The organism is Rhodococcus sp. EPR-147 (assembly GCF_001647185.1).
Taxonomy (GTDB): Bacteria; Actinomycetota; Actinomycetes; order Mycobacteriales; family Mycobacteriaceae; genus Rhodococcoides.
In genome coordinates this window covers 1-18,320 of sequence record NZ_LVCU01000147.1, presented here as the reverse complement: position 1 = coordinate 18,320, position 18,320 = coordinate 1, and the positions used below count along the sequence as shown (strand labels likewise).

The following is an 18,320-nucleotide window of genomic DNA, read 5'->3' as shown; positions in this document are numbered from 1 at the left end:
CCCTTCTTCGAAAAGATCCGTCAGGAACTTACAGCGCCGGTGTGTACACGTGGACGCAGCCAGTCGATGAGATCGTCGAGTACGCGCTCCTTTTCCGGTTCGTTGAACACTTCGTGGAACAGCCCGTCGTACGTTTTCAGGGTCAGGTCGTCGGATCCGGCGAGCTCGGCGATGAGCTCACTGCCCGAGACGTCGGCCAAGCGGTCCGCCGTCCCGTGCTGGAGCAGCACGGGAATCGTCAGCGACGGCAGGCGAGCAGGGAACGCGTCCCCGACGCCCAGCATCGCCGCGGCCAGACCAGCCGAGACGCTGCCGTGGTAGCCCAACGGGTCGGCGACATAGGCGTCGACGACGTCCTTGTCGCGGGAGACGAGAGTGGGATCGAGCTTGAGCACCGGGGCGGCCGGTACGAAGCGTCCGAGGAGCTTACCGACCGCCACCAGCGCTTTCGGTTGCCCGACGCTGGGGACGACGGCAGGGCCGGACAGCATCAGACCGTCGAGATCGGCCTGATGGTCGAGGGCGTAGGACAGTGCGATGGCACCGCCCATGCTGTGGCCGAGCAGGAAGGTGCGCTGATTCGGATGCTCGGCAGCTGCGATGCCGAACAGCGTGTGCAGGTCGTCGGTGAAGTCGGACCACTTGTCCAGTGACACCCGTTTGCCACCGGATCGGCCGTGTCCGCGGTGGTCGGGCGCGTAGACGGCGAGGCCGAGCGCGCCCAGCCGTTCGATGACGTGCCGGTACCGACCCGCGTGCTCGGCCAGGCCGTGGGCGAGCACCACAATCCCGGTCGACGTGGTCTCGGGGGTCCAGACGTCGTAGACGATTCGGGTTCCGTGAACTCCGACGAACGACGACTCGACATGCTTCATCCGGTCACCGTACAAGGGCAGCGGGGCATTCGACGGCCCATCGGAGAACCTGCAAAATTTGCTTGGGTAACTATCCTGGTGGAACGGGCGATGTAGTTGTGACACGCCACTACCGTTTGTCCCCGCACCTCGGGGCACGGCACCGACCAGGACTCAGGAGTGAAGAATCCAGAATGCGTGATGAGTCCGCCACGAGCACGTCGCCGCGGTGGCGCGACCCCAAGCGCTACCTGTGGCCGCTGGGGCTGACGATTCCTCTCAGCCCGTTCCTGGCCTGGGGTCTGGTGACCCTTCTCGGCCCCGGTGCGTTCTGGACCCTCGGCCTGATGATCATGGGTGTCGCACTGCCACTGGTGGACAGGTTCGCCGGAGTGGACCGCAGCAATCCCCCGGACGAGGCGATCGCCGCGCTCGAGAAGGATTCGTACTACCGCTGGTGCGTCTATCTGTTCCTGCCGTTGCAGTACGCGGGACTCGTTGCGGCCTGCTATCTCTGGGCGCACGGCCCGCTGGGAGTTCCGGAGCGGATCGGCCTGGCCATCACCGTCGGCATCGTCGGTGGGGTCGGCATCAACGCCGCGCACGAGCTGGGCCACAAGCGTGAGCGTCTGGAGCGATGGCTGTCGAAGGTGACACTGGCACAGTCCCTGTACGGCCACTTCTACGTCGAGCACAATCACGGCCACCACCTCCGCGTCGCCACCCCGGAGGATCCGGCGTCGGCAAAGTTCGGCGAGTCGTTCTGGAAGTTTTTGCCGCGCACGATCGTGCACGGCCTGCGCTCGGCCTGGGAGCTCGAGACTCGACGCCTCGCCCGCCAGGGCCTGTCTCCCTGGTCGTACCGAAACAACCTGTTCAATGCCGCGGCAATGAGCGTTGTGCTGTTCGGCGTGCTGATCGCCGTCTTCGGTGTGGTGACCGTGCCGTATCTGTTCCTGCAGGCTGCGATCGCGATCGTCCTCTACGAGGCAGCCAACTACCTCGAGCACTACGGGCTGCTGCGGCAGAAGCGCAAGAGCGGTCGATACGGCAAACCGACCCACCGCGACAGTTGGAACAGCGACCACCTGTGGAGCAACCTGTTTCTCTACCACCTGCAACGGCACAGCGACCATCACGCGAATCCGGTGCGCCGCTACCAGGCACTCCGGACCGTCGACGAGTCCCCGCAGCTACCGGCCGGATATGCAGTGATGATCTTCTGCGCGCTGGTTCCGCCGCTGTGGCGCAAGGTGATGGATCAGCGACTGATCGACTTCTACGACGGTGACGCCGAGCTCGTCAACGTCGATCACTCCGACCCCAAGGCGATGCGCAAGCTCGAGCAACTGTGCGTCGAGCGCGCCGAGGCGTACCGATAGTTCACACCGCCGCAGGTTCGTCGGTCTGGGCCCGTAGGTAGCGCCCGAAGTGCGGCACCGTGAACGCGATGGTGCCGCGCTCGGCCGAATAGATCAGACCCTTCTTGATCAGTCCGTCGCGGGCCGGGGACAGCGATGCCGGCTTGCGCTTCAGTTCGGTCGCCACGGCCGAGGTCGGCACCGAGCCGTCGTCCACGGACAGTTCGGCCATCGCACGCATGTATTCACGCTCGGCAGGCGTCGCACGCTCGTAGCGAGAACCGAAGAATCCGACGGCCAATTCCTCCTCCGCCGTCGGAGCGGCGACGCGCACGTCCTCGACGGTGATCGGGGTGTCGGCCGCGAGATCCCACGTCGCCTTGCCGTAGGCCTGGACGAAGTACGGGTAGCCGTCGGCGGCCGCATACAGCGCGTCGAGCGCGTCGGGGGTGAATTCGACGTCCTCGCGGTCGGCCGGAGCGATCAACGCGAGGTCGGCCGCGGCTCGTTCCAGTCGGCCGATCCGGTGGTAACTGAACAGGCGCTCGGAGTAACTCTTGGATGCCGACAACACCGCAGGTAGGTGTGGCAGCCCGGCCCCGACGATGATCAGCGGCGCGGTGTCCTGGCTGAGCTCGTGACAGGCCGCACACAACGCGGAGATGTCCGCGGCACCCAGATCCTGCATCTCGTCGATGAAGATGGCGATGCCCACGCCCACGTCGCCGGCCAGCGCGGAGGCGTCGAGCAGCAGTTCCACGAGGTCGATCTCGATGTCGCCGGAGTCGGCGCGGCCCGTCTTCGCCGGGACGTCGATGCCGGGCTGCCACCGCTCCCGCATGCCCTTGTCCGCGGTGGCGCGTAGGGCGAAGGCCTTGAGGACGCCGAGGAACTCGTCGACGCGTTCGGGATCGCGATGCGATGCCGCAATCCCGCGGACCGCCATGTGCAGCGCAGACGACAGCGGTCGACGCAATTCCTGGTCGGGCCGAGCCTCGATCTTGCCGGTGCCCCAGCCGCGGGCGATCGCCGCGGATCGGAGTTGGTTGAGCAATACCGTCTTTCCGACGCCTCGCAGCCCGGTGAGTACGACGCTGCGTTCCGGTCGGCCGCGGGTGATGCGTTCGAGTACGACGTCGAAGGCGTCGAGCTGCTTCTTTCGGCCTGCGAGCTCGGGTGGGCGCTGGCCGGCGCCGGGAGCGTAAGGGTTACGCACGGGGTCCATGGGGCCAAAGTTACAACGAATCGTGCGATATATGCGGACATCTAGTTCGTGTCCTAGAGATCGGTATTCGCTCGATACTTGCGCGCGGCTGCGATGAAGGACTAGTTTCGCGGATGTGAAGCGCATTCTCGTAGTACGCCGCCGTAGCGGGGTCTGATTCGGACCGACCCCTCGCTGCGGGTCGTCGTGCTCTCTCGGTCCTCCCTTCACATTCGCCAGGACCACTCCCATGAATGCACTTGCTTCTTCTTTCGCCACCGATCCCTTCCACGGCCGCTTCGGCTGCGCTCTGCCGCGCACGATGCGCGACGAGATCACCGAGTCCACCTGGCACACCATGACGTGGACGGCATTCACCGACCGCTTCTCGCCCACCACAGGACCGCTTCGAATGGGCTCCTGGACCGGAACTCGAGCCCCAGGGGGCAAGACGTCGTTCGACGCCACCTTCGGCGTCGGCGATACGATCATCGCCTGTGCGGCAACGACTTACGGGCCGATCGAGGCATTGACGTCGATGCTCCACGACGCCGGATTCCGCATCGAGATCCTCTCGTTCCACCAGCAGATCATCGGCGACGAGACCGCCACCTTCGTCCTCGCCGAGCACGACGGTCGCCGCGAATGGTCGATGGGCATGGATCCCGACGCACACCTGTCGGCCGTCCGGGCCATCATCGCCGGAGCGAACATCCTGCATCGGTATCGCCGACCGACCCCGCGAACTCGAAGTTGTGGACAAAAAACCGCCGAAAAGTGTCCCTAACTTCGAGTTCGCCGGCACGTCCTGTATGGGTAGCGCTTTCTTGGCCTGTCTAGCGCTTGCACAAGACAGGGGAAGATCTCGCTAGGGCATCTCGATCGTCTCGGCTCGGTGCACTTCGGCCAGTGCGCGGCGCAGGTAGGTCTCTGCACGACCGCGGCGCACCGCGAGTAGGTCCGCGACCACCAACAATGCGTGTGCCGGACGGGGTTTCGTGCGCGACTGCTCTTCGACGTCGGAAACCCCCAGGGCTCCGGTGAGCACCTCGACGAACCCCGCGATGTCCAGATTCGGCAGCCAGTCCGCGCCTCGCACGGTTCGCCCCAGCACCTCCTGGACGTTCTCGCCGGTCAAGCCATCGCTGTGTACCTCTTCGAGCAACGTGCGTACCATTTCGGCATGCACGTGCCCGGCCTGCGCCGAGTCCGAGCGGCCCAGTAGTTCGACGGCGTCGTCGAACGCGATCGGATCCCGCGCCGCAACCGCGGCGAGGGCATCGTTCGTGGCGTCGGCGATCTTTCGGACCTCGACGGGCCATTCGGCAGGCCAGGCGATGGGGACGCGACTCGGGGGAGTCGACGCCGGGGCAGGGGGAATCGACACGGGGGAGGAGTCGGTCATCACAGCAGTCTCTCACTCGGCTCCGACACGGTTCCTTTTACCTGTAACTGGTGTTTATACTAAAGCGCGCACTGTGGCATCGGCCACACCTGCGAACGTGGAGGAGGTGGCTCGATGAGCGAACGGAAGATCGTCGCATCGGATCCCGGTGAAGTGATGCTGCAAGCCAGAAACGTCAAGTTCGACTGGAGCGATCTGCCGATGCACTGGGTGCCGGGCGATCCGTACACCACGCACGTACTCAACGTGCTGCATCTACTGCTGCCCGCCGGCGAGCACTGGTTCGTCGACACGTTCAAGGAAGCCCTGCCGTACATCGACGACGAGAAGCTGCGCGACGACGTCATCGGCTTCATCGGCCAGGAAGCCGTGCACGCCGAGGCACACACCGGCGTCCTCGTGCATCTCCAGGCCAAAGGACTCGACCCGACTCCGTTCACCGACCAGATGGAGTGGGCCTTCGGCAAGGTCCTCGGCTCCGATTCGGTGACCAGCCTTCGATCGAAGAACAATCTGGTCGAGCGCTTGGCGCTGATCGCCGCGATCGAGCACGTGACGGCATTTCTCGGTGACTGGGTACTCAACGCCGACGGTCTCGACCGCGCGGGCATCCACCCCACCATGCTCGATCTGCTGCGCTGGCACGGTGCCGAAGAAGTCGAGCACCGATCGGTCGCCTACGACACGCTGCGATACTTCGACAAGCGCGAGGTTCGCCGATTGCGCACGTTCGTCGTGGTCGTGCCGTTGATGGCCTACATCTGGATGCGCGGGATCATCTTCCTGATGAAGAACGACCCGGAGCTGCAGTCGGCCCCGAAGTCCGTCCGCAAGCCGCGCTCGGCACTGTGGCGAAAATCGGTCCGCCGCGGCACCCTTCCCGCGCTGACGCACGTCGGTCGCAGCATGTCGCGCTACCTCAAGAAGTCGTATCACCCCAGCCAGGAAGGCTCCACAGCTCAGGCCGTCCGGTACCTGGCGTCCTCTCCGGCCGCTCAGGCTGCAGCGAGGTGAAGCTGTCTTCACGACGCGTTCCGCGGCTGCTCCCCAAGGATGCGCCGCCGGATCTGCGCGGGCGCGGACGTCCTGATCGCTCGATGCAGCTGCTCGGTACGTTTCTCAACGGCTACATGCAGGCGGCGGCCGGAGCGGAGTACAACGATGCCGTCGCCGGCCACAATCCCGATTCCGCGCTGAAATTGGTCGTCACCGAGCGCGAGATCGTCGCCGAGGACAACGACGTCGCCGCCCTCACCCTGGCGTCGCCGACGGGGGAGCAGTTGCCGATCTGGCATCCGGGTTGCCATCTCGACCTGCACTTGCCCTCGGGCCGCCGTCGGCAGTACTCACTGTGCGGCGATCCTTCCGACCGTAGTTGCTACCGCATCGCCGTACGCCGAATCCCCTCCGGCGCAGGTGGATCCATCGAGATGCACGGGCTGGAGCCAGGCACCGAGGTGACCGTCCGCGGTCCCCGCAACGGATTCCCTTTCGTCGGTGAGGGCAGCGCCCTGTTCGTCGCGGGTGGTATCGGCATCACTCCCATCATCGCGATGGTCAGAGCTGCGCGGATTCTCGGCATGGACTGGCAATTCGTGTACTGCGGTCGATCTCGCGACACGATGCCCTTCCTCGACGAGATCGAGAGCTGGGAGTCGGACCGCGTGTTCGTTCGCACCGACGACGTGCACGGCTACCCCACCGAGGGCGAATTACTCCAGCGCGCACCCGCGGGAGGTGCCGTCTACTGCTGTGGCCCCACCCCGATGCTCGACGCCGTCCGCCGCGATTTTCGCCAGTGCCCTTCCACCGCACTGCATTTCGAGCGTTTCGGCCCGCCACCCATTCTCGACGGCACTCCGTTCGAGGTGCAGCTGATCAGCACCGGTGCCGTGCTCGACGTCGCGGCCGATGCGTCGGTGTTGACGGCCGTCAAGGAACAGAAACCGAATATCGCGTACTCGTGCCAGCAGGGCTTCTGCGGTACCTGCAAGGTTCGGGTGCTGTCGGGTGAGCCCGAACATCTCGAATCTCGGCTGACTCCCGAAGAACAACGTGATCACATGCTCATCTGCGTCTCGCGTGCTCGTAGCGGGCGTCTCGTACTCGATCTATAGAACGGAAATACTGTTGAGCAGCAACGCGGTTCGAACGACGGTCGTCAACGAGGGAATCCGACTGGCGGTGTTCGAGAGCGGCAACCCCGACGGTGACCCCATCGTCCTCGTACACGGGTGGCCCGATACCCACGAGCTGTGGAGCCACATCGTGCCCCAGCTCGAGGACCGCTTCCGGGTGATCAGTTACGACTCCCGCGGTGCAGGCGAGAGCTCGGTTCCCGCCGAGCAGTCGGCGTACAAGTTGGCCCGTCTGGCCTCGGATTTCTACGCTGTCGCCGACGCCGTCAGCCCCGACGCCCCGGTTCACGTGCTCGCCCACGACTGGGGCGCCGTGGAGGTCTGGGAAGCCGCGGCTCAACCGCAGGCGAAGGACCGAATCCGCTCGTACACATCGATTTCGGGACCCAACCTCGATCACCTCGGCAAGTGGTCGCAGTCGCGGCTTCGCAAACCCACGCTCACCGGTATCAAGCAGGTGCTCGCCCAGGTCCGCGCGTCGTGGTACACCGTCACCTTCCATATCCCCGGGCTCTCCACGCTGCGGATCAAGCGGCAGTTCGCCAAGGGTTGGCCTGCGTTCCTCCAGGAGTTCTCGGGAGTCGACCCGAAGCTCGTCACTCAGAACCCCACGCTGTGGTCGGATGCCACCAACGGAACAAAGCTTTACCGCGCGAACATTCTTCCCATTCTGGGCAATCCACGGGATCGGTACATCGACATCCCGGTACACCTCATCGTCAACACCGAGGACGTCGCGGTGCGCCCGTACCACTACGACGACACCGACAAGTGGGTGAAAGATTTGACCCGCAACGACATTCCAGCCGGACACTGGTCGCCGATCTCCCATGCCGACGACATCGCTCGATTGACAAGGGAATTCATCGACTCGTTGGACACTCGAGCCGGTCAGGGGACCAATATCAGTTTGTGACGGGTGAGTGGTGCTCGCTTCCACGCGCTCGCCACCTCGGCCAGCGGGACGTTCTCGTACTCCACGGTGATCTCGCCGGCCGCGGCCCAGTCGGTCAGGGTTCGATAGGCCTGCGAGGTGGCATCGGGCCCGTAGTGCAGCGGCATGAAACCGACGACGGTCGCCCCGAGCGATCGAAGAAGCTGCGCCGGTAGAGTGATTTCGGCACCGGCTCGATCGCCGATCTGCACCAGACGAACGAGTCGGTTTCCTGCGCGCAGTGCCGCCGAAGCGACTGTGCTCCAGGTGTAATCGAGTACGACGTCCGCGCCGGAGGATGCCTGCCGAATGGCCGAGCCGAGCTCGTCCACGCTCTTGTCTCCGATGGTGACCGTCGCCGTGGCCCCGAGTTCGCGGGTGGATTCGAGTGCGACCTCGTCGCGCCCGACCACGGTGATCGATCCCGCCCCGAGCAGCTTCGCGGCTTGCACTGCCAGGCGTCCGACGACCCCGGTGCCACCGAGGATCACAACGCTCTCCCCTTCCTTCACTCGACCACCGTGGGTCAGTGGCATCAGCGCCGCAAGGCCGGCATTGCCCAGCGTCGCGGCGGTCGAGAAGTCCAGCCCGTCGGGTAGCTCGATGAGCGACGCCGTCGGTACCAACGCCTGCTGAGCCATCGAACCGTACGGCGGGACCGGCGGGCAGAAATAGACTCGGCGACCGTCCTGCGTGGTGCCCGCGCCTTCGATACCGCTGACGGTGGGCAGCGACCGCGGGCTGAGGTAATGGGTTCCTGCGGCGATGGCTATGTCGACGGCATTGAGCGTCGCCGCCGCCACGTCGACCACCTCCATGCCATCGGCCGGTACCGGATGCCCGTGGTCGGCGTATCTCGGTATCCCGAATTCGGTCAGAACTGCTGCCTTCACAACGACTCCTTCGACGAATGAGCATTCACTGAATCGCGATTCAGTGTGTATCGTGACGGCAGAGGTGTCAACAGGCAGGAAGCAGAGATGGCCGCCACAACACGGGCGCAACAGGCCGGACGAACCCGGGTCGAACTGGAGAACGCCGCCCGCGTCGTGTTCGCCCGGTCCGGATACCTGAACACCAAGATCGTCGACATCACCCGCGAAGCCGGACGAGCGGCAGGCTCGTTCTACAACCACTACTCCAGCAAGGAGGAGCTGCTGCTCGCCCTCGCCGAGCAGATCGGTGAGGACGCCGACGTCATCGTCGCTACTCAGGACCCGTCGGCGCGCGAGCACCCGACGATGCGTCCCCACGTGGAAGTGTTCTGGCAGTTGCTCACTCGGCACCGAGTGGTGATCGATGCCCTCCGCGATGCAGCTCTGGTCAATGCAGACTTCGCACTGCGAGTACAGCGATTCACGCAGGTTCAGTTCGAGCCGTGGGTCGTCCGCCTCGCGAATTTCGAGAAGGCAGGCGTCGAGCTACCGGCGTCCCCTGCCACCACCGCGATGCTGATCGGTGGTGCAGCAGAGAATTTCGCCCGGCTGTGGCAGGGCTCGCCCGACGACGGACTCGACGCTCTGGTGACGTTCGTCGATCGGGGGGTCTTCGGGCCTGCTCGGTGAGTCGGTGAATCGGTGAATCCGATCAGCGAGCCAGGTGCCCGCGCAGCGTCGACGCGGTGTAGTCGGATCGAAAGACGCCGCGCTGCTGCAGGATCGGGACCACATGGTCCACGAAGTCCTCGAGGGAGTCCGGATATCGCGGACACATCAGATTGAATCCGTCGGCACCACGGCCGATCCAGGACTGCATCTCGTCTGCAATCGATTCCGGTGTGCCGATCATCGTGGCGTGGCCTCCGCCGGCCGCGAGGGTACCGAGCAATTCCCGCACGGTGGGAGCGTCCTTCTCGACGATCCGCAGGATTGTCTCGTAGCGGCCCTGCGGTCCGGTGAACTCCGATGCCGGCGGCAGGTTCGGTACCGGAGCATCGAGTTCCCAAGCAGCGCAGTCCTGCCCGGTGAACGTCGACAGCATCGCCAACGACTGCTCGGTGGGGAGCAGCCGATCCAGTTCCGCTTTCTTTCGGCGGGCTTCTTCCATGGTCGAGCCGATATAGGTCACCAGACCCGGCATGATCCCCACCGCCGCGCTGTCGCGACCCGCATGGCGGATTCGCGTCTTCACGTCCCCGTAATAGCTTTGCGCTGCAACGAGATCGTAGGCAACGGCATAGATCGCCTCGGCGTACTTCGCGGCCAGATCCCGGCCCGGCCCCGACGCGCCGGCCTGAAACAGCACTGGCCGACCCTGCGGCGAGCGCGGCACCGTCAGCGGGCCGTCGACCCGAAAATGTTTGCCGTCGTGGTCGATCGAGTGGACCTTGGCCGGATCGGCGTAGTGTCCGCTTCGATCGAGCGTCAACGCGTCGGCATCCCACGAATCCCACAGCGCCAGAGCCGTATCGACGAACTCCTCGGCGCGGGCATATCGCTCCTCGCGAGCCGGGATGACGCCCATCCCGTGGTTGCGTGCTTCGGCGTCGAACATGGAGGTGACGACGTTCCAACCGGCACGGCCGCCGCTGATGTGATCGAGCGACGCCAACATGCGTGCAGCGTGGAACGGCGTGTAGAACGTCGACGAGACCGTGGTGACGAGGCCGATGTGCGTGGTGGCCCGCGCCATCGCGGACAGCGCGGTGATCGGTTCGAGGAACCAGGTGCCTGCCCCGGCGGGGTCACGCACCGAATGACCGTCGGCGAAGAACACCGCATCGAACTTGCCGCGCTCGGCCAGCTGCGCGAGTTCCTCGTAGTACGCGATGTCGCCGAGGTCCTCGACGCGCGAATCGGGGTGACGCCACGCCGCGCTGTGGTGGCCGCAACCGTAGAGAAAAGCGTTGAGGTGCATGTCAGTCCTTGACCAGGCCGCCGTCGACGACGAGATTCTGGCCGGTCACCGACCGCGCCCACGGCGAGGCGAAGAACAGCAGAGCGTCGGCGAATTCCTCGGGGGTGGTGACGCGTTGCAGCGGGGTCGAGGCGGCGATGAAGTCGAACACCTCGGCCGGGGTCGCGGAGCTGGCGTCGGTGGTGCGGAGCAGTCCACCCGAGACCATGTTGACGGTGATGTTGTCTGCGCCCAGATCGGCGGACAGAGTGCGGGTCAGCGAGAGCAGCGCCGCCTTGGAGGCCGTGTAGTCGTGGTACGGGACCACCGGATTCTGGAACAAATTGGTGCCCACGTTGATGATTCGTCCGAACCCCGCCTCGCGCATGCCCGGCAGTGCAGCCTGGGTGGTCAACAACGCCGCGCGGACGCTGCCCCGCAGTTGCGCGTCGAATCGCTCCCAGGTGATCGTGTCGGCTTTGGGCCGTGCGTCTCCGTCGAACGAGAAATCGGCCAGCGCGTTGTTGACAACGGTGGTGATCGGGGTGCCGAAATGCTCACGCGCAGTATCGAACAGCGCGGCCACCGCGGGGTCGTCGGTGACATCACCCTGGACCGCGATCGCGTTCTCACCGAGTCGGTTCGCCAGCGCTTCGGCGGCATCTTTGCTGTTGCGGTAGTCGATCACCACTCGGGCACCCTGACCGGCGAACGCCGCGGCGATCGCTGCTCCCAGTCCGCGTCCACCGCCGGTGACCAACACTGTCTGCTCGTCGAATCTCATGCGCCTCGCCTCTCGTTCGAGGTCGGGACCGTCACGAGGGGACAGGAATACCGCAACGCCACGACATTCCCTTCGCTGGTCCTAACCAGATCAGGTTCGACGGGTGTGTTCTCAGCCCTGACGGGCACCCCGTGTCGCGGTCGACTGTACCTGTAGCGGTTTCTCGCCGTGTCTTGTTTTCACGCTAGAGAGACGAATGGAACCGAATGCAGGCGTTCAGCCGATCACGGCCCAGCCGTGCGGCGGGACGCTCACCCGCCCGTCGTGCAGATCCGCTTCGCCTGCGAGCACCTCGTCGCCTTGAACCGGGTAGTCGATGGCGTCGTCACCGAGGTTGAGCGCGACCGTCAGCGATTCGGCGTCGGCGTGCGCGCGATAGAGCAGTGCGGTGTTGGTGAGTTCGAGCGTCTCGGTGCGCGCGGAGTACAGCCACGGATTGCGACGCCGAAGTGCGATCAGCTCCTGATGCACTCGATACACCGGCCAACCGTACGGAGCGAGACTCTCGGACGTGTCGGGGTATTCCGGACGCACCTCGTCGTCACCGCCGACCCGATCCTCCTTGATGCCGCGGAAAGCCTGCTCGTCGCCGTAGTAGATCATCGGCATACCGCCCACGGTGAACAGAACCACCAACGCGTGCAGCAGATGTCGCTCGTCCTCGATGACGCTGGCGATGCGATTGACGTCGTGATTACCGACGAACGTGGCGGGCACGAATGCGTCGAGCCAACCGTTGTGACGCTCCAAGGCATGCGAGAGCTCGAAGAAATTCTTCTCGCTCAGGCCACTCCAGATCGCCTTCCACAGTTCGTATTGCGTCACCGAGTCCAACGTCGAGGCCGAGACGATCCGGTCGTAGTCACCGTGGATGACTTCGCCCAGAAAGTATGCGTCCGAATGCTTCTCGCGCACCTTCGGCAGCACCGCAGCCCAGAAGCGCGGCGGTACCGCATAGGCCGCGTCGAGCCGCCAGGCGTCGACGCCGCGTTCGAGCCAATGCGACAGCACGTCCACGACGTACTGCTGCACATGCGGGCTCTCGTGGTTGAGCGCCACCAGTTCGTCGTGGCCCTCGAAGTTGCGATGCGTCGGCTCCTCACCGGACCACTCGAGGTGGAACCACCCCGCGGCCTCGGAGTCCGGGCCCTCGGCCAGGGCCTGACGGAACTTCGAAAAGCTTTGTGCGACATGGTTGAAGACGCCGTCGAACATCACCTTCAGGCCTCGACCGTGCGCCGCCGCGATCAGGGAGTCGATGTCCTCGTCTGTGCCGAGCCGACCGTCGACATGGTAGAAGTCGACCGTGTCGTAGCCGTGCTTCTCCGACTCGAAGATCGGCCCCAGGGCGATACCCGAGGCCCCGAGCTCGAGGGCGTAGTCGAGCCACTTCTCGATTCTGTTGAGCCGGTGCAGATCCGATTGGGATTCACCGTCCCACCCGTGCACCGGAGCGCCGGTGAAGCCGAGCGGGTACAGGTGCCACCAGATGGCGTGCTTCGTCCACTCCATCAGGACGCCTCGATCGAATCGCGACCGAGCTCGCCCGCACCGGTATGGCCGGACAGGCTGGTCACCAAGTCGAATTCGGCGAGCAAACAACGTAATACGTGAGCGACACCCTCTTGCCCACCGAGCGCCAGGCCGTAGAGGAACGGGCGGCCGAGTAGAACCGCATCGGCTCCGAGGGCAAGGGCCTTGGCCATGTCGGCTCCGGTGCGTACTCCGGAGTCGAACAGTATCGTCAGTTCGTCACCGACCGCATCGACGATAGACGGCAGTGCGTCGAGAGACGGCCTGGCACCGTCGATCTGACGGCCGCCGTGGTTGGAGACGACGATGCCGTCGACTCCGTGGGCCGCGGCCTCCCGGGCGTCGCCGACGGTGCAGATTCCCTTGAGCACGATCGGCCCACTCCAGTGTTCGCGCAGGAACGCCAGGTTCTTCCACGACAGACCGGGGTTGGGGAACATCTGTGCCCAATGCATCGCGGCGGCAACGGGATTCTCCTCGACCGACTGTCCTAGTCCGGCCTGGAACGCCGGATCGCTCAGGTAGTTCTCGATGCCGAGGTTGGCCAGGAACGGCAGGTAGCCGCGGTCCAGATCGGCAGGCCGCCAGCCCAGCAGCGTCATGTCGAGCGTCAGTACCAGCGCGCTGAATCCGGAATCCTTCGCGCGCTGCAGGAAGCTCAGCAACACCGACTCGTCCGTCGGCCAGTAGAGCTGATACCAGCGCGGAGCGTCGCCACCCGCCTCGGCGATCTGCTCGAACGAGTGCGAGGCTTGCGTCGAATGTATGTACGGCACACCGAGTTCCGCGGCAGCGCGGACGGTGGCGAGCTCCCCCTCGGGGTGCGCGAGAGTCTGAATGCCCACGGGAGCGATCATGAGCGGTGCAGGCATGTCGGTGCCGAGCACGGTGCACGCGTGGTCACGGGCAGCCGCGCTGCGCAGCATCCGCGGCGTGATGGCCCAACGGTCGAAGGCAGCCCGGTTCGCACGAGCCGTCGAGCCGCTGCCCGCGCTGGCGACAATGTAACCGAGGGCCTCGGGCGAGAGCGTCTCGGCAGCCTGGTCCTCCAGCCTCGCCAGGTTGGTGGTGATCGACGGTGTCTGCTGCGCGAACATCCCGGCGGCGTAGATGCCGAGTTGGTGATCGCTGAAGTTGCTGGGCCTGGCCTCGGTCATCGTTCGACCCTACCGGGGCACCGCCGAGGATCGGGCGAGAAATGCGTCGAGCAGAGCCGAGCAACGCACCCGAGCTGCAGGTTCGGCGTCCGCGATGGCTCGGCGGATCTCGTGCACATCCACCGCATGTTCGACGCCGTCGCGGTCCCACGCCGCGGCCCACGCGTCGTAGGTGTCGAGGTCGATCTCGGGGTGGAACTGCAATCCGAGGTGCGGCCCGAGTACGAAGGCCTGCTGCGCGGCTTCGTTGCGGGCGATCACTGTGGCCTGCGGGGGAGCGGTGAATGTGTCGCCGTGGAACTCCATCCACGGTCCGGGGGCGATGAGCTCGGGCTCGGACGTCTCGACGTCGACGAATCCGTACTCGGGATGCTCGGATTTGCGAACGGTGCCGCCGAGTACCCGAGCGAGCAACTGTCCGCCGAAGCAGACACCCAGGATCGGGACTCCTGTGTCGATCGCCTCCCGGACGTACGCGATCTCCGGCGCGAGCCAGGCCAGCGTGTCGTCGTACGCGGCGTCGGGCGAGCCCATGACGACCAGCACCTGTGCGCCGAACAGTGGCGGCGGCGCGAGGTCGGGGCTGTGGTCGAAGGAGTGCACGTCCAACTGGAAACCCCTGGTGCGTAACTCGGCGTCGAGAGTACCGATGTCGCGTCGCGCGAGAGCCGGGTCCTGATCGTGGACGAGCACTACGGCGCGCGGGTCGTTCGTGTGTGTCACAGGGCTCCTTTACGGTGTTCGTGCACACCGTACGACAGACTGGATCCGATGCCACCTCGTAGACGCACAGCCCGATCCACCACTGCCCGCACCGTCAAAGCCGGGCAGAGCAGTGCTGCGCGAAAGTTCGCGGCCGCCAAGAACGGTGAGCCTGCACCGAAAAAAGCTGCCCCGAAGAAGGCCGCGCCACGCAAGCGCGCAGCGCCGCGCAAGACGTCGCCTCGCAAGACTGCTGCCCCCGATCTGCGGGTGCCCGATCCCGGTGAGCGCGTCTGGGTGCTGGACGTGCCGTTCGAGGATCGGTCGGCGGCGGGCGCTGCCGGGGCGCGCTGGTATCCCGGACCGCGGGTGTTCGCGTACTACGGCACCGAGTTGCCCGAGTATCTGCAGCCGTACGAGGCGATGCCGTACAGCCTGCAACGGTGGCTCGAGGACGATGCCAACGAGAACTGGCGAGACGAGGTGGTGCGGGAGCGCGCGATGCAGCCGCGTGAGACCCAACTCGAATCCGTTCGACGCCATCTCGCCGCCCTCGACGCGGGATTCCCGTACTTCGCGCAGATGGATTCGACGGGTCTGGGCAAGACGTTGGCGGTGTGCGAAGCCGTTCGGCAGATGTCGGCGGCCGAGATCGGCACGGTGCTGGTGGTCGCACCCAAGGGCGCGCTGCCGGGATGGCGGCGCACCATTGCAGACAGCGAGGCCGATATCGAGCCCTCCGAGCGCAAGCGCTGGCTGCTGATCACGTACCAGTCGACGAAGAAGCTCCTGTCCGTTCCGCCCGAGACCGACCTGGGCAAACGTAAACGGACACAGAACAAGCGGACCATCTCGCTCGGCGAGCTTCGATTCGACATCGACGTGGTGATCGCCGACGAATCGCATGCGCTGATGAACATCGAATCGCAGCAGTCGCAGATCCTCTGGCGATATCAGCAGGCAGCGCGCTCGGTGGTGTGGATGTCTGCCACGCCCGGTTATCAGCCCCTGCACTTCGCGTACATGGCTCGTGCGGTCGAGCGAAGCCGTGGGGTCGAGATCCTCGGCGACGAGGAGTATCTCGGCTACGCGGTGACGATGAAGTGGGCCGAGTTCCTCATCGAGTCGGGGTTCGCCGTCAAGGCAGGCAAGGCGACGACGGGATTGACGACGTGGCGGTGGGAGCCCGAGGACGCGGCCCGACGCGCCCGCGATATTGCGTCCGTACATGGGTGGCTGTCGGGAGGTGCTGTGCCGTGGTCGATTTCGCGTCCCTCGCCACCGACCCCACGCGAGCCGCTCGGCCAGGAACTCACCGCCGCGCAGAAGCGGCTGTACAACTCGGCGTGGGTGGACTACCGCAAGGAAGTCGGGCTACCGATCTGGAAGGCCGTCGGCGGCAAGCGCGTGCTGCAGAAGAACCCGAGCACCCGCGCCGCGACCCTGCGATTCCGCCAGAAGTGTTCGTACCTACGCATTCCCGCGTCCGCCGACCAGGTACGCACCTGGGTCAAGGCCGGCAACCAGGTGTTCGTCTCGATGTTCTACCGCGAGTCGGTCGCGGCGTTGGCGCAGACGCTTCGGGACGAGGGCCTCGAGGTCGCGGTCGTCGACGGGAGTATGAGCAGCCCGGATCAGGAGGCGTCGATCAGACGCTTTCAAACCGGTGACGCGTCGGTCATCGTCTCGACCACCACCAGTGCGATCAATTTGCACACCAACGAATTACTGCTCCCGGAGGGCACGGTCTCCACCCTCGCACCACGCGTGACGCTGATTCACGATCCACGGTGGACGCCCATCGACATTCGGCAGATCGAGGGCAGGGCCAACCGAATAGACAAGGACCACAACCACACGACGTCGACATGCTATTACGGCTACGCCGAGGGCACGGTCGAAGAAGAGATGGTGCTCACCGGTATCGAACGTATCGCTGACCTGGGATCGATCGTCGGGCAGGCGGATCTCATCGACCCCGAGGCGTTTCTCGCTGCGAAAGTGGACGCCGGAAAATAGCGACAATTGTGAGCGATCGTCCACGCGCCCGAGTAGGTTCGGTCCCATCGGCAATTCGTCGATAGCGGGCTCACAGTGGCACCAGGAGTAGTCATGATCGTTCTCGGAATCATCCTCGCCCTCATCGGCTATTTCGCCGGTATCTCGATCTTGACGACCATCGGCATCATTCTCGTGGTCGTCGGCGCGGTTCTGACGTTGCTCGGTTCGATGGGGCGCGCAGTCGGTGGCCGCAAGACGTGGTTTTGACCTACGAGTTAGAACACACGTTCGATTTCTGTTAGTCTGAGCGGGCCCCCGAAGTTGGCGATGCGGCCAGCGGAGCCACTTCGGGCGGTCCATATCGGACGGTAGACAGTGTCGAAGGCGGTTGCGCGCGATGGCATCCGACGAGCGCGACACCGACCCGGTTGCCGGATCGCTCTATCGCGTCGGCGATCGGTGGGCGGAACGAGCGCCTTCTCGCTGCACCAACGGCCATCCACTCGTCGCCGGTTCGGTGTTGGTGGGTTCACGTGCCTGTTCGTGCGACCGAGGACATCACCGCACCCATCAGTGCGAACGCTGTGGCGTAGTGCTGTTCACACCGGAGCTACGCAACTCGTGCAGTGACGCCAGCTTCGATTCCCGCGCTGCGCGAACACAGTCGCCCGTCGTGGACAATCGACGGCATGAACAACAGTGAGCCCGTCGTCGATCTGGGTCAACTGAGACAAGATTTCACACGATTCATGATGAGCTACAAGTTCGGGATCGACGAGCTGATCACGAAGATCAACATCTTGAAGCAGGAATTCACCCACATTCACCGGTACAGCCCCATCGAGCACGTCTCGTCGAGGTTGAAGACTCCGGAGAGCATTTTCGAGAAGGCGCAGCGGAAGAAGTGCGCGCTGACTCTCGATGCGATTCGCGAGAACATCTTCGACGTCGCCGGAGTGCGCATCACCTGCAGCTTCATCTCCGACACCTATCGCATCGCCGACATGCTCAGCAGTCAGAGCGACGTGCGCGTCGTCGAGATCAAGGACTACATCGCGAACCCGAAAGCCAACGGCTACAAGAGCTTGCATCTGATCGTCGAGATTCCGGTGTTCATGTCCGATCGCGTCCAGCCGGTCCTCGTCGAACTGCAGATCAGAACCATCGCAATGGATTTCTGGGCGAGCCTCGAGCACAAGATCTTCTACAAGTATCGCGGGCAGATTCCGGAGACCCTGTTGGCGGAGCTGACCGAGGCGGCCGAGAGCGCCAACAAGCTCGACGAGAAGATGGAAAGCCTGCACGACGAGGTGGTCGAGCTGGGCGGCGAGGCGGAGAACTCCATCGCTCTCGGCGCGCTGCCTCCCATGGCTCTGCCTCCCGAGTTGCTGCACATGCTGCTCACGGCGCAG

18 protein-coding genes and 1 riboswitch are annotated in these 18,320 nt (G+C 64.8%); of the genes, 9 read left to right on the top strand and 9 right to left on the bottom strand.

Annotated elements, in window-relative coordinates; genetic code table 11:
* Nucleotides 1–20: 20 nt before the first annotated feature.
* The gene (locus A2J02_RS07155; protein WP_068048590.1) at nucleotides 21–875 is read right to left on the bottom strand and encodes an alpha/beta hydrolase; all 855 of its coding nucleotides are present in this window, start codon (nucleotides 873–875) and stop codon (nucleotides 21–23) included.
* A 173-nt stretch (nucleotides 876–1,048) separates the two neighbouring features.
* On the opposite strand from A2J02_RS07155, the gene A2J02_RS07150 reads away from it, so the two are divergent.
* The gene (locus A2J02_RS07150; RefSeq protein ID WP_068048587.1) at nucleotides 1,049–2,236 is read left to right on the top strand and encodes an alkane 1-monooxygenase; all 1,188 of its coding nucleotides are present in this window, start codon (nucleotides 1,049–1,051) and stop codon (nucleotides 2,234–2,236) included.
* 1 nt (nucleotide 2,237) lies between these two features.
* Here A2J02_RS07150 and A2J02_RS07145 read toward each other — a convergent pair whose 3' ends face one another.
* Nucleotides 2,238–3,440, bottom strand: coding sequence for an ATP-binding protein (locus A2J02_RS07145; RefSeq protein WP_068048586.1), 1,203 nt, complete (start codon nucleotides 3,438–3,440; stop codon nucleotides 2,238–2,240).
* Between the two features lie 229 nt (nucleotides 3,441–3,669).
* Here A2J02_RS07145 and A2J02_RS07140 point away from each other — a divergent pair, with 229 nt between their 5' ends.
* The gene (locus tag A2J02_RS07140) at nucleotides 3,670–4,206 is read left to right on the top strand and encodes a 2-isopropylmalate synthase (protein ID WP_068048585.1); all 537 of its coding nucleotides are present in this window, start codon (nucleotides 3,670–3,672) and stop codon (nucleotides 4,204–4,206) included.
* 81 nt (nucleotides 4,207–4,287) lie between these two features.
* Here A2J02_RS07140 and A2J02_RS07135 read toward each other — a convergent pair whose 3' ends face one another.
* Nucleotides 4,288–4,824 (bottom strand): hypothetical protein, encoded by a 537-nt coding sequence (locus A2J02_RS07135; RefSeq protein ID WP_231893757.1) that lies wholly within the window; start codon nucleotides 4,822–4,824, stop codon nucleotides 4,288–4,290.
* Nucleotides 4,825–4,938: 114 nt separating this feature from the next.
* On the opposite strand from A2J02_RS07135, the gene A2J02_RS07130 reads away from it, so the two are divergent.
* Genes A2J02_RS07130 through A2J02_RS07120 form a run of 3 tightly spaced genes read left to right on the top strand, consistent with a single transcriptional unit; the run spans nucleotide 4,939 to nucleotide 7,878 of the window.
* On the top strand, nucleotides 4,939–5,838 hold the full coding sequence (locus A2J02_RS07130) for a metal-dependent hydrolase (RefSeq protein WP_068048582.1): 900 nt from the start codon (nucleotides 4,939–4,941) through the stop codon (nucleotides 5,836–5,838).
* Nucleotides 5,835–6,941 (top strand): PDR/VanB family oxidoreductase, encoded by a 1,107-nt coding sequence (locus A2J02_RS07125; RefSeq protein WP_068048579.1) that lies wholly within the window; start codon nucleotides 5,835–5,837, stop codon nucleotides 6,939–6,941. The genes A2J02_RS07130 and A2J02_RS07125 overlap by 4 nt, the downstream gene beginning before the upstream one ends.
* Before the next feature lie 7 nt (nucleotides 6,942–6,948).
* Nucleotides 6,949–7,878, top strand: coding sequence for an alpha/beta fold hydrolase (locus A2J02_RS07120; protein WP_442971456.1), 930 nt, complete (start codon nucleotides 6,949–6,951; stop codon nucleotides 7,876–7,878).
* Here the strand turns inward: A2J02_RS07120 and A2J02_RS07115 are convergent.
* Nucleotides 7,854–8,789, bottom strand: coding sequence for a quinone oxidoreductase family protein (locus A2J02_RS07115; RefSeq protein ID WP_068048573.1), 936 nt, complete (start codon nucleotides 8,787–8,789; stop codon nucleotides 7,854–7,856). The two genes, A2J02_RS07120 and A2J02_RS07115, sit on opposite strands and share 25 nt — an antisense overlap.
* A gap of 87 nt (nucleotides 8,790–8,876) precedes the next feature.
* On the opposite strand from A2J02_RS07115, the gene A2J02_RS07110 reads away from it, so the two are divergent.
* Nucleotides 8,877–9,461, top strand: a complete 585-nt coding sequence (locus tag A2J02_RS07110) for a TetR/AcrR family transcriptional regulator (protein WP_068048631.1) — start codon at nucleotides 8,877–8,879, stop codon at nucleotides 9,459–9,461.
* Between the two features lie 22 nt (nucleotides 9,462–9,483).
* On the opposite strand, the gene A2J02_RS07105 is transcribed toward A2J02_RS07110, so the two are convergent.
* The 5 genes from A2J02_RS07105 to A2J02_RS07085 all read right to left on the bottom strand — a co-directional run bounded on the left by A2J02_RS07105 (nucleotide 9,484) and on the right by A2J02_RS07085 (nucleotide 14,928).
* On the bottom strand, nucleotides 9,484–10,752 hold the full coding sequence (locus A2J02_RS07105) for an LLM class flavin-dependent oxidoreductase (protein ID WP_068048567.1): 1,269 nt from the start codon (nucleotides 10,750–10,752) through the stop codon (nucleotides 9,484–9,486).
* A 1-nt stretch (nucleotide 10,753) separates the two neighbouring features.
* Nucleotides 10,754–11,515, bottom strand: coding sequence for a 3-oxoacyl-ACP reductase (locus A2J02_RS07100; RefSeq protein WP_068048564.1), 762 nt, complete (start codon nucleotides 11,513–11,515; stop codon nucleotides 10,754–10,756).
* 49 nt (nucleotides 11,516–11,564) lie between these two features.
* Nucleotides 11,565–11,657, bottom strand: a riboswitch (TPP riboswitch).
* Between the two features lie 74 nt (nucleotides 11,658–11,731).
* On the bottom strand, nucleotides 11,732–13,027 hold the full coding sequence (locus tag A2J02_RS07095; protein WP_068048562.1) for an alpha-amylase family glycosyl hydrolase: 1,296 nt from the start codon (nucleotides 13,025–13,027) through the stop codon (nucleotides 11,732–11,734).
* The gene (locus tag A2J02_RS07090) at nucleotides 13,027–14,205 is read right to left on the bottom strand and encodes a lactate 2-monooxygenase (protein WP_068048560.1); all 1,179 of its coding nucleotides are present in this window, start codon (nucleotides 14,203–14,205) and stop codon (nucleotides 13,027–13,029) included. Before A2J02_RS07090 ends, A2J02_RS07095 begins: the two co-directional genes overlap by 1 nt.
* A 9-nt stretch (nucleotides 14,206–14,214) precedes the next feature.
* The gene (locus A2J02_RS07085) at nucleotides 14,215–14,928 is read right to left on the bottom strand and encodes a type 1 glutamine amidotransferase (RefSeq protein WP_068048557.1); all 714 of its coding nucleotides are present in this window, start codon (nucleotides 14,926–14,928) and stop codon (nucleotides 14,215–14,217) included.
* Nucleotides 14,929–14,976: 48 nt separating this feature from the next.
* On the opposite strand from A2J02_RS07085, the gene A2J02_RS07080 reads away from it, so the two are divergent.
* From A2J02_RS07080 to A2J02_RS07070, 3 genes are all read left to right on the top strand, one after another.
* Entirely contained in the window at nucleotides 14,977–16,926 is a 1,950-nt protein-coding gene (locus A2J02_RS07080; RefSeq protein WP_068048554.1) for a helicase-related protein, read from the top strand.
* A 93-nt stretch (nucleotides 16,927–17,019) separates the two neighbouring features.
* A complete protein-coding gene (locus tag A2J02_RS28105; RefSeq protein ID WP_094611554.1) occupies nucleotides 17,020–17,175 on the top strand; it encodes a DUF6131 family protein in 156 nt (51 codons plus the stop codon).
* Nucleotides 17,176–17,597: 422 nt separating this feature from the next.
* Nucleotides 17,598–18,320, top strand: a 723-nt coding sequence (locus A2J02_RS07070) for a GTP pyrophosphokinase (RefSeq protein WP_068048550.1), incomplete at its 3' end; no start/stop codon positions are given.

Coding starts and splice junctions, on each gene's coding strand:
- A2J02_RS07155 (WP_068048590.1), bottom strand. CDS start 875: ATGAAGCATGTCGAGTCGTCGTTCGTCGGAGTTCACGGAACCCGAATC.
- A2J02_RS07095 (WP_068048562.1), bottom strand. CDS start 13,027: ATGGAGTGGACGAAGCACGCCATCTGGTGGCACCTGTACCCGCTCGGC.
- A2J02_RS07150 (WP_068048587.1), top strand. CDS start 1,049: ATGCGTGATGAGTCCGCCACGAGCACGTCGCCGCGGTGGCGCGACCCC.
- A2J02_RS07105 (WP_068048567.1), bottom strand. CDS start 10,752: ATGCACCTCAACGCTTTTCTCTACGGTTGCGGCCACCACAGCGCGGCG.
- A2J02_RS07140 (WP_068048585.1), top strand. CDS start 3,670: ATGAATGCACTTGCTTCTTCTTTCGCCACCGATCCCTTCCACGGCCGC.
- A2J02_RS07145 (WP_068048586.1), bottom strand. CDS start 3,440: ATGGACCCCGTGCGTAACCCTTACGCTCCCGGCGCCGGCCAGCGCCCA.
- A2J02_RS07090 (WP_068048560.1), bottom strand. CDS start 14,205: ATGACCGAGGCCAGGCCCAGCAACTTCAGCGATCACCAACTCGGCATC.
- A2J02_RS07080 (WP_068048554.1), top strand. CDS start 14,977: ATGCCACCTCGTAGACGCACAGCCCGATCCACCACTGCCCGCACCGTC.
- A2J02_RS07110 (WP_068048631.1), top strand. CDS start 8,877: ATGGCCGCCACAACACGGGCGCAACAGGCCGGACGAACCCGGGTCGAA.
- A2J02_RS07100 (WP_068048564.1), bottom strand. CDS start 11,515: ATGAGATTCGACGAGCAGACAGTGTTGGTCACCGGCGGTGGACGCGGA.
- A2J02_RS07130 (WP_068048582.1), top strand. CDS start 4,939: ATGAGCGAACGGAAGATCGTCGCATCGGATCCCGGTGAAGTGATGCTG.
- A2J02_RS28105 (WP_094611554.1), top strand. CDS start 17,020: ATGATCGTTCTCGGAATCATCCTCGCCCTCATCGGCTATTTCGCCGGT.
- A2J02_RS07135 (WP_231893757.1), bottom strand. CDS start 4,824: ATGACCGACTCCTCCCCCGTGTCGATTCCCCCTGCCCCGGCGTCGACT.